Origin of the sequence: Neorhizobium sp. NCHU2750 (assembly GCF_003597675.1) — a bacterium.
Taxonomy (GTDB): Bacteria; Pseudomonadota; Alphaproteobacteria; order Rhizobiales; family Rhizobiaceae; genus Neorhizobium.
In genome coordinates this window covers 3,268,516-3,280,872 of record NZ_CP030827.1, presented here as the reverse complement: position 1 = coordinate 3,280,872, position 12,357 = coordinate 3,268,516, and the positions used below count along the sequence as shown (strand labels likewise).

Below are 12,357 nucleotides of genomic sequence, written 5' to 3'. Positions count from 1 at the left end.
TATGAATACGGAGGAAATCTAAGCTTCTCTTTATTACCTCTGTCCGGAAAAAGCGTGAAATGCGCGATCCTTGGAATGAGCTGCAATCAGAGCTGCATGAGTTGCTTGAACTCTTTCAGATGCGACCGGCTGACGGGAATTTCGACATCGTCGAAATTGTGCAGCTTGATCACGTAAGTGCCGTTAAACCAAGGAGAAATCTCCCTGATCTTGGAGGTGTTGATGCACCATGAGCGATGGCAGCGGAAGAAGGTGTCAGTGGGGAGTTTTTCGGCGAAATCGCCGATGCTGGTGGGGATGACGAAGTGGCCTTTGGCGGTGTGGACATAGGTCAGTTTCTCGTCTGCGCGAGCATAATAGATGAGGTCTGCGGGCAGCACGAGAATGCTGTCCTTGCGCGGAATGTTGACGGTGCGTTTGGTCGCAGGAGAGGCAGGCGCAATGGTGGCAGGAAGGGCTGCGGGCGCCTGCTGGCTTTCCAGCCTGCGCAGCGTGTTGGCGACGCGCTGTTCGTTGAACGGTTTGAGGATGTAGTCGAAGATTTCGAGTTCGAAGGCCTCGGCCGCATATTCCTTGTAAGCGGTGACGATCACCACTTTCGGCGGGGTCGCCTGTTTACGCAATGTCCGCGCCAGCGTCATGCCGTCGATTGAGGGGATGTTGATGTCGAGAAACACGACATCGAGGTCGTTTTCCTGGAGAAAGCGGAGGGCCGCCAGACCGTCTTCCTCGGTGGCGACGACCTCGATTGCGCTATGGCTCTCGATCAGCCATTTCAGCTCGTCGCGTGCCAGATATTCATCTTCGACGATCAGAGCCCTCATGCAGCATCCTTGTTTTCGAGCGGCAGGTCGAAACTCACGGACGTGCCGGGCTCGAGGCGTTCGATGGTCAGGCCGTTGCCGTGCAGCAGCTTGAGGCGTTCGTTGACATTCATCAGCCCGATCCGGTCGCGCACGGCTTCGCCATTGGCGACCGACTTGATGACGTCCGGATCGATGCCGCGGCCGGTGTCACGGATGCAGACGCTGACCCGGTCGTTCAGGCGCTTGACGGCGATATGAACTTCGCCGGGCCGTGGCTGCGACTGGATGCCATGCAGGATGGCATTTTCCACCAGTGGCTGAAGAGAGAGGCTCGGGATATCGATATGGACATCGTCGATGTCGAAGGTAACCGTCAGTTTCGGACCGAAGCGGGCCTGCTCGATGGCGACATAGTCCTGCACCTGCCGCAGCTCGTCCTGGATATCGATCATGCCGTCGCTGAGCGACAGGTTCTGGCGCAGGTAATCTGCCAGTTTGGCGATGACGTGCCGCGCCTCGGTAGGGCGAAGGCGGATCAGCGACGAGATCGCATTCAAGGCGTTGAACAGGAAATGCGGGTTGATCTTGCTCTGCAGGGCGCGAAATTCGGCCCTTGCAGCCATTTCGCGGAGCGCCTTTACCCGCGACAGTTCCATCTGGGTGGAGATAAGCTGAGACAGGCCGACACCGAGTTCGCGCATGGAATCGGTGATCATATCGGGACGGGTGAAGAAGATTTTCAGCGTACCGGTGACGAGGCCGTTTTCCCGCAGCGGAATGATGGCGACGGAGCGGAAATCGGCGGCCGGGTAACGATGCAGGTTGTTGTTGACGGTGATGCGGTCGTGGCGGATCGCATCGGCGGTCAACTCGTTTAAATCCTTATGCTTCTGCTCGTCGTAATATTCATGGCCCTGGCCGACATAGGCGAGGACGGTATTGCGGTCGGTGATCGCCACGGCATCCGCCTCGAGGCAGTCGTGGATCACTTCGCAGACCTTCGTCAGCGTGTCGTCCTGCACGTTCTGGAAGAAGGGCAGGGTGCGGTTGGCGATGATAAGGGCGAGCCTTGCCTCGCGCGCGGCCGTCAGTTCCTTCTCGTCCTCGATGTCCTGAATGTGCTTGATGATCATGCCGATGCAGATCGAACCCGCCATCATCGGCCAGGCGATCTCGGCCGCGATGTTGATGCCGGTATCGCCCGGGGTCAGCAGCAGGATGAGGAGCATGGTCAGGCTTTCGCAGGCCATGCCGGCAAGACTGCCGACCAGCCACAGCCATTTCCGTCGTCCACGATAATGGACCACCGTCGACAAAAGGCCGGCGCAGACGCTGCTGATCAGGCAGGGGATGGCGGAAAAGCCATGGATGTCGATGAGGTAACGGTGCAGGCCGGAAATGATGCCGGCAGGAATGCCCACCCAAGGCCCGAACAGGATGCCGCCGGACATGATGGCGATGGTGCGGACGTTGACGAGAGCGCCTTCCACCGGAATGCCGGTATAGGTGCCGCCGACGGCAAAGCCGGAAAAGAGGGCAGATATGAAAGCCAGCTCCATGCCGCTGAGCTGACCTTTCCAGAGGACGTTCTTGAAAAGCCTGGTGCGCCCCAGAAAGAACAGCACCATCAGCATCAATGCTGCGCGTTCGAAAAGGCCGAGGAGGATCATGGGGTGTCATTCTTGCTGCGATGACGATCATAAGAGCAATTCCTGCCCTTATGATCAATCGCTTTGGTTCAATGATGTCCCGGTTTGCCGGGGCGGCGGTAGATGAACCAATAGACGCCGCCGACGAGAAGCGCACCGCCGACCCAGTTGCCGGCGGTGACGACGGCAAGGTTGGTGAATACGCCACTCAGCGGGATTTCGCCCGGTGGATGGCCGATTGCCGTCCAGAAGGTTTCCGGCGCGCCATAACGGATCATCAGGCCGAGGCTGAGATAATACATGTTGGCGACGCAGTGCTCGAAGCCTGCGGCGACGAAGGCGGTGACCGGAAAGACGATCGCCAGGATGCGGTCGGCGACGGTGCGGCCGGCGAGCGCCAGCCAGACGGCAAGGCAGACCAGGACGTTGCAGAGAATGCCGAGCGCGAAGGCGTTGACGACCGGGAGCGCCGCCTTGGCCTCTGCATAGTGCAGGGCCGTGACACCGATGGCGTTGTTGCCGAACGTGTACTGGCCGGAAAAGAAGACGAGACCGGCTATGACGACGGCGCCGACCAGGTTTCCGAGCCAGACGAGCACCCAGACCTTTACCATGCGGCGGGTAGCGATACGCCGGCTTGCCCAGGCCATCACCATCAGCATGTCGCCAGTGAAAAGCTGGGCGCCGCCGACCAGTACGAGGATCAGGCCGAGCGAGAAGCTCAACCCGGCGAGAAGCCGGGTCAGGCCATAGGGAAGCATACCGTCGGCACCGGCGCCTGTCGTCGTTGCGAACATGGCACCGAGGCCGATAAAGGCTCCGGCAAGGACGGCCAGGCCAAGCAGTGTCAGCGTATCGTAGCTGGCCTTCTTGACGCCCATTTCCTCAGCGGCAACCGCGATCGCGTCGGGTGTCAGGGATCCACCTGCCTCCGGCCCCCGGAAGAAGGCCGAGGTCATCTTGTCCCGGCTCTCCGGGTCTTGCTGTACGATGTTCATGCGTTGACCGCGTCCTTCTTTGCGGGCGCCGGACGGGCGTCGGAATCGGCATTTGCCGGTGCCTGCTGGTCCGCCTGGATGGCGGTGAGGGCAATGGTGAAGACGATGTCATCGACCAGCGCACCGCGCGACAGGTCGTTGACCGGCTTGCGCAGTCCCTGCAGCATCGGGCCGACGCTGACGACGTCCGCCGATCTCTGCACCGCCTTGTAGGTGGTGTTGCCGGTATTGAGGTCGGGGAAGACAAAGACGTTGGCGCGACCGGCGACCGGGCTGTCGGGTGCCTTGGAACGGCCGACGCTTTCGACGCTTGCCGCATCATACTGGATCGGGCCGTCGATCAACAGGTCCGGATTGCCCTTCCTGGCAAGCTCGGTCGCCTCGCGCACCTTGTCGACATCGCCGCCGGTGCCGGATGTGCCGGTCGAATAGGAGATCATGGCGACGCGCGGGTCGATGCCGAAGGCCTTGGCGGTCTGCGAGGACTGTACGGCGATCTCCGCCAGCTGCTCGGCGGTCGGGTTCGGGTTGATGGCGCAATCGCCGTAGACCAGAACCTGGTCGGGCATCAGCATGAAGAAGACGGAGGACACGATGCTCTGGCCTGGTTCGGTCTTGATCAGCTGCAGGGCAGGGCGCACCGTGCTTGCGGTGGTATGGACCGCGCCGGAAACAAGGCCGTCCACTTCGCCGACTGCCAGCATCATCGTACCGAGCACGACGGTATCCTCAAGCTGGGCGATCGCCTGGGGAGGCGTCATGCCCTTGGACTTGCGCAGTTCCACCATGGCGTCGACATAGTTTGCCCGGATGGTCTGCGGATCGAGGATTTCCAGATCCTCGGGCAGTTCGATGTCCTTTGCCTTGGCCATCATGCGCACGACTTCCGGGCGACCGAGCAGGACGCAACGGGCAATGCCCTTCTGGTGGCAAATGACGGCGGCCTGCAGGGTGCGGGGCTCTTCGCCTTCCGGCAGGACGATCCGCTTGTTGGCCCTGCGGGCGCCTTCGATCAGGTGGTTACGGAAACGCGGAGGGGAGAGACGAAGCTCGCTCGATGTGCCGATCCCGCTCCGCAACGCGCTGGTATCGACATGTTCGGCGACGAATTCGATGACCTTTTCCATGTGCTGGCTGTCGTCTTGGCTGACATGGTAGCTCAGATGCGACAGGCGCGATGCCGTGGCGTAGGTATCGTCAGGGGTCGACAGGATCGGCAGGATGGCGGTTCCGGCCGAGGTCATAAGTTCGGCAACCGGCGGTGCGAGCGGTGCGCCGCAGGTCAGGAGCAGGCCGGCCAGCGGCACGCCGCGACGATAGGCCAGCGCCGAGGCAAGGGCGATGTCACTACGGTCGCCCGGCATGACGACGAGCGTTTCCGGACGAAACCGGTCGATCATGTTCTCGACGGAACGGGCGGCGACGACGATTTCCTGCACGCGCACGGTGTCGAGTGCCTTGCCCTGTTCGACGGTTAGGTCCAGCGAGGCAACGATGTCGGAAAGGCGCGGTGCGTTGAGGCGCGGCGCATAGGGAATGGCGCCGACAATCGTCGAGGATGCCAGGCCGAAGGATGCCAGGGCCGCCTGCAGCTTCTCCTTGTCGGCGTCCACCTTCATCTTGTTGATCATCAGGCCGAGCAGCGGCGAGTTGCCGTCACGCGTATATTGACGGTGAACCAGGGCAACCGTTTCGGCAATGAACTTCGGATCGTAGTCGACACCGCTCAGGACCGGGATGACGTCGGCGCCGAGGCTGCGGACGATCTCGACATTGAGGCGCAGCGCGATCTGGGCGCTGGCGAGCGGGATCAGGCCCTCGACGACAACCACGTCATGATCGGCGCGCAGCGCCTCGGTCATGGTGGCAACGTCTTCGAGCAGGGCTGCGAGATCGCCCTTGCGGACCTGTTCCTCTGCCCGCTCGAACGGGATTGGGTCGGGGGACTGGGTCATGCACAGGGTGCGGGCAAAGTGGCTCGACGTGTCGACGCCCTTCTGCAGCCGCCGGCCTTCCGACCGGGGCTGGGCGATCGGCTTGACGAAGGCGACCTTCATGCCGTCGCGCTGCAGGGCTCGCACAAGCCCGAGCGCCAGGGAGGTCAGTCCGACATCCTGGGCCGCGGGGGCGAGAAAGATTATACGTGCGCCCATCTAGGATTATCCTTCCATAGGTTCGCGATAGTTTCGTCTTGGTGAGTGAGCGTCGTCCGGGCTGCGATCAGGCGGCCTCGGTGCTGGTGACGATACTCAGGGTGTCATGGGCGATCATCCATTCCTCATTAGTGGCGATCACGGCTGCGACCGGCTTGCTGGCAGCGGTGCTGATCACGCCGCAACGGCCGCCGAACATCTGGCTGTTGGCATCTTCGTCGAGCGTGAGGCCAAGCACCTTGAGGTGTTCGATCGTGGCCTTGCGCATGGTGGCCGAGTTTTCGCCGATGCCGCCGGTGAAGACGACGGCGTCCAGCCGATCGAGCGAGGTGGCGAGGCCGCCGATATAGCGTGCCAGCCGGTGAACGAAGACGTCGAGCGCAAGCTTTGCACCCTCGTGCCCTTCCCTGGCGGCGCTTTCGAGCGTGCGGCAATCGTTGGAAAGGCCGGAGAGGCCGAGAAGGCCGCTCTTGCGGTTCAAGAGCGTATCGAGTTCGTCGATCGACAGGCCGTCCTCGCGGGCGATGTGGAACAGTGCGCCGGGATCGATATCGCCCGAGCGGGTGCCCATGACGAGGCCTTCGAGCGGGGTGAAGCCCATCGAAGTGTCGAGGCTCTGGCCGTTGCGAACTGCAGTTGCCGAGGCACCATTGCCGAGATGGGCGATGACGATGCCATGGTCTTGCGGGTCGAGGCCGAGGAGCGAGACGGCTTCCATGGCGACATAGCGATGGCTGGTGCCGTGGAAGCCGTAACGGCGGATGCCGAGATTGCGGTAGCAATCCTGCGGGATGGCATAGGCATAGGCGGCCGGCGGCATCGTGGCGTGAAAGGCGGTGTCGAAGACGGCGACATGAGGGATGGAGGGCAGCGCCGCCATGGCGGTGCGCACGCCGAGCACGTTGGCCGGGTTGTGCAGCGGTGCCAGGCGGGAGAGGCCGTTGATGTCGTGCAGCACGCTGCCATCGATACGGGTGGCGGCGCAGAATTGCTCGCCGCCATGAACGATGCGGTGACCGACGGCGACGACCGAACCCAGCCAGTCCTTGTCGTCAAGGATGCCGAGCAGTTTCTGGAGCGCGACATCATGACTGCCGCCATCAAGCGACATCTCGGTCTTCTCGCCATTCTCCTTGACGACGAGGCGGCTTGTCGCCTGTCCGAGATTTTCAGCGAGCGCAGACAGGATGGGTTCGCGGCCCGAGCCGGAGAAGACGCCGAACTTGACGGACGAACTCCCGCAATTGACTACGAGAACGAACGAACGAACATCGATCATATCAAATTTCCCTGCATTTTTATAGTCTTAAGTGAAGCAGGCCTTGCGACGCAAAAGGCGTCAGAACACTGTCAGGCCACGCTGTGCGAATATGTTTCTGGCTTCCTGCGTCGATTCCGGCGTTGGCGTCGGAGCTCCGGCGAGGGGGTAATGCATCCCCAGCTGTTCCCATTTGTGGGTACCCATCTGGTGGAAGGGCAGGACTTCGACACGCTCGACGATCGAACCGAGGCCGGCGAGGAAGTCTGCAAGTTTGGCAATGTCGTCATGTCCATCGGTCCAGCCGGGCACGAGGACATATCTGAGCCATATCGGCTTGTTCAGTCTGACAAGCCGGTGGGCGAAATCGAGGGTCGGCTGCAGCGGCTGGGCGGTCAGACGCAGATAGACTTCCGGGTCGATATGCTTGATGTCGAGAAGGACGAGGTCGACGTTGTCGAACCACTCGTCTTCTACGGTGGCATGAAGGTAACCCTGGGTATCCAGCGCAGTATGGAGGCCAAGCTCGGTCTTGAAGTGGCGGAACATCTCACCGACGAAGGGAGCCTGCATCAGTGGTTCGCCGCCGGAGATCGTCACGCCGCCGGCCATCTTGAGGAAGCCGCCATAGGGCTTGATCTCGGCCATGGCGTCGTCGAGCGTGATCTTGCGTCCGTTGTGAAGCTTCCAGGTGTCGGGGTTGTGGCAATAGATGCAGCGGAACAGGCAGCCCGCCATGAAGAAGACGAAGCGCATTCCGGGACCATCGACGGCTGCACCGCTTTCGACGGAATGCAGGTACCCGAAATCCGTCGACAGGTGGCACCCTGCGGGTGCATGCGCCTTGGGCGGGCGGGCGATCGCTCGTTGAATGTCCATGATGCTGCTCGTGTATAAGAGGACTGAGGTCTCGGTATCTGGGCGCATATGGTCTACATATGCGCCCAGTGTAGCCGCTAACGGTTACATCTTCGAGTGGAATGTGCGCGAGATGACGTCGAGCTGCTGTTCACGGGTCAGCTTGACGAAATTGACCGCATATCCGGATACGCGCACGGTAAGCTGCGGGTAGAGTTCCGGATGATCCATGGCGTCGACCAGCGTCTCGCGATTGAAGACGTTGACGTTGACATGGAAACCACCTGCTGCCGTGTAGGCATCGAGGCAATTTGCGAGGTTCTTCGCACGTTCGTCCGAGGTCCTGCCCAGGGCATCGGGTGTTGCCGAAGCCGTCCAGGAAATACCGTCCAGGGCGGATTCGTAGGGGATCTTGGCAACCGATGCGCCGGCAGCCACGAAGCCCTTGGTGTCGCGACCGTTCATCGGGTTTGCACCCGGTGCGAAGGGCTCGCCTGCGCGACGGCCGTCCGGCGTGTTGCCGGTCTTCTTGCCGTAGACCACGTTAGAGGTGATCGTCAGGACCGACTGGGTCGGCATCGAGTTGCGATAGAAGTAGGGCTGGGAAGCAACCTTCTTCATGAAGGTTTCGGTCAGCCATACAGCGATACTGTCCGCACGGTCGTCGTTGTTGCCGTAAGCGGGGTAGCTGCCTTCAATCTTGTAATCGACGGCGAGACCTGCCTCGTTGCGGATGACCTTGACCTTGGCATACTTGATGGCCGAGAGGCTATCGGCTGCGACCGACAGGCCGGCGATGCCGCAAGCCATGGTGCGCAGGATGTCGCGGTCGTGCAGGGCCATTTCGATACGCTCGTAAGCGTATTTGTCGTGCATGTAGTGGACGGTGTTGAGCGCCTTGACATAGGTCTTGGCCAGCCAGTCCATCATCTTGTCGAACTTGGCCATGACTTCGTCATAGTCGAGGACGTCGCCCTTGATCGGTTCGAAGCCCTTGGCAACGACTGCACCGCTCTTTTCATCGACGCCGCCGTTGATCGCATAGAGCAGGGCCTTTGCGAGGTTGGAGCGGGCACCGAAGAACTGCATCTGCTTGCCGATGCGCATGGCGGAGACGCAGCAGGCAATGCCGTAGTCGTCGCCCCACTTGGGCCGCATCAGGTCGTCGTTCTCGTACTGGATGGCGCTGGTATCGGCCGACACCTTGGCGCAGAAGTTCTTGAAGCCTTCCGGCAGCTTGGTGCTCCACAGCACGGTCAGGTTCGGTTCCGGAGCCGGGCCGAGGTTGTAGAGAGTGTGCAGGAAGCGGTAGCTCGACTTGGTGACGAGCGGGCGGCCGTCTTCGCCGACGCCACCGATCGATTCCGTGACCCAGGTGGGGTCACCCGAGAACAGCTGGTCATACTCTGGCGTGCGCAGGAAGCGGACGATCCGGAGCTTGATGATCATGTCGTCGATCAGTTCCTGAGCCTGTTCTTCGGTCAGGATGCCTGCGTCGATATCGCGCTGGATGTAGATGTCGAGGAAAGTCGAGACACGGCCGAGCGACATGGCCGCACCGTTCTGTTCCTTGACGGCTGCCAGATAGGCGAAATAGGTCCACTGGATGGCTTCGCGGGCATTGGTTGCCGGCTTGGAAATGTCGCAGCCATACTTGGCGGCCATTTCCTTCAGTTCATCGAGAGCGCGATACTGTTCCGACATTTCTTCGCGCAGGCGCATCACGTCGTCATTGAAGACTTCGTTCTCGATGGCGCGGAAGTCCTTCAGCTTATAGGCGCGCAGCGCATCCGTGCCGTAGAGGGCAACGCGGCGATAGTCGCCGATGATGCGGCCGCGACCATAGGCATCCGGCAGGCCGGTAATGACGCCGGACTTGCGGGCGGCGAGAATTTCCGGGCTGTAGACGTCGAAGATACCCTGGTTGTGGCTCTTGCGGTATTTTGTCCAGATTTCGTGGACCGACGGATCAAGTTCAAAACCGAAGGCTTCGAGGCCGTTTTCGACCATGCGCAGGCCGCCGTTCGGCATGATGGCGCGCTTCAGCGGCGCGTCGGTCTGCAGGCCGACGATCAGTTCGAGGCTTTCGTCGATATAGCCGGCGTCATGGGCCGTAATCGTCGAAGCGCGGTCGGCGGAAACGGCGAGGACGCCCTTCTTGCGTTCTTCGGCAAGGAGCTTGCCCAATGTTTCCCAAACCTTGAGGGTTCGCGGGGTCGGGCCTGCCAGGAAAGTGCTGTCTGCCAAATAAGGTGTGTAATTGTTCTGGATGAAATCGCGCACGTCGACGGCGTTGCGCCATGTTTCTCCCTTGAAGCCGGCCCATGGATCGGCGGGGACAATTGTCTGGGAAAGGATGCCCATTTGTCATCTTCCTTATGTTTTGCCTTGCGGCATTGGTGAAGCGTCCTCCCTCCCACAATCCCCCTCAGCAGCTGCAAGGTCTCGTGGTTTCCGATTGCAATCTACCGCCGGAAGCCCCCGTAAAGATTGATCCCGATCAACGTAGCAATTGATGAGTGTGAATATGGTCCGGGCAGCGCTGGACGAATTCCTCTGCAAGCCCCCACACCCCGGCCAGCGCGACGCCTCGGGGGCGGAAGGGAGGCAAAATGACACTGGAAATACGCGTAGCCTCGATCGGCGAATGCATGGTCGAACTGCAGCGCAAGCCAGATGGATCGATCACACAGGCATTCGGCGGAGACACATTCAATACCGCCGCTTATCTGGCCCGTCTGGGTGCAGGTCTGGGGCCATTCGTCTCGTATGTGACTGCGATCGGCGACGATCCTTTCAGCGAGGACATGTCGGCATTCTGGAATGCTCAGGGGGTCGACGACCATCTTGTGCTGCGCCGGAAAGGCCGTCGGCCCGGTCTCTATTTCATCAAGACCGATCCGACCGGTGAGCGCCGTTTCTTCTACTGGCGTGGAGAGGCCGCAGCGCGCGAGACGTTCGAGGGAGAGGGTTCCGACGAACTGCTTGCGGCATTGGCCGACTTCACGAGCATTTATGTCTCGGGCATCAGCCTGGCGGTTCTCAAGCCTGCGAGCCGCGAACGGCTTCTGACGAGGCTGGAAGAACTCGCAAAGGGCGGCGTCAATGTCGACTTCGACTGCAACTATCGGCCGCTCCTGTGGGAAAACGCCGAAACGACAAAGGCGGTTTACGAGCGGATCACCGCTTTCACTCACCGCCTGATGCTGACGGTCGAGGAACTTGCAGCTTTCGGTATCGAACCGACCATGGAGGCTGGCGTCGCCCGCTTCTCGACGTCGTCGAAGCTGGAAGTCGTCATCAAGGATGGTGCGGGTCCCTGCACGATCATTCATGACGGCAAGGTCGAGGTCGTGCCGGCTCTGAAGCTCGACAAAGTCGTGGACACTACTGCAGCGGGTGACAGCTTTTCGGCTGCCTATATCCTCGGCCGCAGCCTCGGGATCGCCCCCGCGGAGGCCGCTCACAGAGCCCATGTCGTCGCCGGTGCGGTCGTTCAGCACCACGGCGCAATCATCCCGAAAGACGCCACACCTGACGTCTTCGCATCGGAAATCGCCAGCCGGAGCAGTCTTATCAGCGCTGCGGAATAGCGAATTTCTTTATCAAGGAGGGTTACGATAATGCATATTAAGAAAGCAATTGATAAGGTCCCAGGCGGGTTGATGCTCGTGCCGCTCATTCTGGGCGCACTCTGCAAGACATTCTTTCCCTGGGCCGGAAGTTATTTCGGTTCATTCACCAACGGCCTGATCACCGGGACGGGTCCGATCCTGGCCGTCTGGTTCTTCTGCATGGGGGCCACGATCGATCTTCGTGCCACCGGCACGGTTCTGCGCAAGTCGGGTAACCTGGTTGTCGTCAAGACATTGGTCGCTTGGGGAAGCACCTATGTCGCAGCCCAGTTCCTGCCGCTGGAGGGGGTCCAGTCAGGCCTGTTCATGGGTTTCTCGGCACTCGCCATCTGCGCCGCAATGGACATGACCAATGGTGGGCTCTATGCGGCCATCATGAACCAGTACGGTTCCAAGGAAGAGTCGGGCGCATTCGTGCTGATGTCGATCGAATCGGGTCCGCTGGTCTCGATGCTGATCCTCGGTGCATCGGGTGTCGCCACATTCGAGCCGCACCTGTTCGTCGGCGCCGTGCTGCCGTTCCTGATCGGCTTCCTGCTCGGCAACCTCGACAAGGACCTGCGTGAATTCTTCGGCCGTGGCGTGCAGACACTCATTCCGTTCTTCGGTTTCGCACTCGGCAACGGCATCGACCTGCATGTCATCGCCCAGACCGGTCTCGGTGGCATCCTGCTCGGCGTCATCGTCATCTTCATCACCGGTATCCCGCTGATCCTTGCCGACCGCATCATCGGTGGCGGTAACGGTACTGCCGGTCTTGCAGCTTCGTCTGCTGCCGGTGCCGCCGTCGCCAACCCGATGATCATCGCCGAGATGGCCCCGCAGTTCAAACCGGCCGCCGCCGCCGCCACTTCGCTGGTTGCCGCAGCATGCCTGACCACCGCAATTCTCGTTCCGATCCTGACCGGCATCTATGCAAAGCACATGAAGGCCAGGAACCCGGTGGCCGAGAAGCCGGTCGAGGGGGCACTGGAGGGCGCGGTCAAGTCTTAAGCGGACC

General features: G+C 61.0%; 9 protein-coding genes. 2 read left to right on the top strand and 7 right to left on the bottom strand.

Annotated features, from left to right (window positions below):
* Positions 1–86 precede the first annotated feature (86 nt).
* The 7 genes from NCHU2750_RS16015 to pflB all read right to left on the bottom strand — a co-directional run bounded on the left by NCHU2750_RS16015 (position 87) and on the right by pflB (position 10,086).
* Entirely contained in the window at positions 87–824 is a 738-nt protein-coding gene (locus NCHU2750_RS16015; protein ID WP_119941421.1) for a LytR/AlgR family response regulator transcription factor, read from the bottom strand.
* Positions 821–2,476, bottom strand: a complete 1,656-nt coding sequence (locus tag NCHU2750_RS16010) for a LytS/YhcK type 5TM receptor domain-containing protein (protein ID WP_119941420.1) — start codon at positions 2,474–2,476, stop codon at positions 821–823. The genes NCHU2750_RS16015 and NCHU2750_RS16010 overlap by 4 nt, the downstream gene beginning before the upstream one ends.
* A 68-nt stretch (positions 2,477–2,544) precedes the next feature.
* Positions 2,545–3,453 carry a formate/nitrite transporter family protein gene (locus NCHU2750_RS16005; protein ID WP_245480262.1) on the bottom strand — a complete coding sequence of 303 codons (909 nt, stop codon included), beginning with the start codon at positions 3,451–3,453 and terminating at the stop codon, positions 2,545–2,547.
* Positions 3,450–5,606, bottom strand: coding sequence for a phosphate acetyltransferase (pta, locus tag NCHU2750_RS16000; protein ID WP_119941419.1), 2,157 nt, complete (start codon positions 5,604–5,606; stop codon positions 3,450–3,452). The genes NCHU2750_RS16005 and pta overlap by 4 nt, the downstream gene beginning before the upstream one ends.
* 67 nt (positions 5,607–5,673) lie before the next feature.
* A complete protein-coding gene (locus NCHU2750_RS15995) occupies positions 5,674–6,885 on the bottom strand; it encodes an acetate/propionate family kinase (protein WP_119941418.1) in 1,212 nt (403 codons plus the stop codon).
* Positions 6,886–6,945: 60 nt separating this feature from the next.
* Positions 6,946–7,743 (bottom strand): pyruvate formate-lyase-activating protein, encoded by a 798-nt coding sequence (pflA, locus tag NCHU2750_RS15990; RefSeq protein ID WP_119941417.1) that lies wholly within the window; start codon positions 7,741–7,743, stop codon positions 6,946–6,948.
* A gap of 84 nt (positions 7,744–7,827) precedes the next feature.
* The gene (gene pflB / locus NCHU2750_RS15985) at positions 7,828–10,086 is read right to left on the bottom strand and encodes a formate C-acetyltransferase (RefSeq protein ID WP_119941416.1); all 2,259 of its coding nucleotides are present in this window, start codon (positions 10,084–10,086) and stop codon (positions 7,828–7,830) included.
* Positions 10,087–10,334: 248 nt separating this feature from the next.
* Between pflB and NCHU2750_RS15980 the strand changes: the two genes are divergently transcribed.
* Positions 10,335–11,315 (top strand): sugar kinase, encoded by a 981-nt coding sequence (locus NCHU2750_RS15980; RefSeq protein ID WP_119941415.1) that lies wholly within the window; start codon positions 10,335–10,337, stop codon positions 11,313–11,315.
* A gap of 30 nt (positions 11,316–11,345) precedes the next feature.
* Positions 11,346–12,350 (top strand): 2-keto-3-deoxygluconate transporter, encoded by a 1,005-nt coding sequence (gene kdgT, locus NCHU2750_RS15975; protein ID WP_119941414.1) that lies wholly within the window; start codon positions 11,346–11,348, stop codon positions 12,348–12,350.
* Positions 12,351–12,357 lie beyond the last annotated feature (7 nt).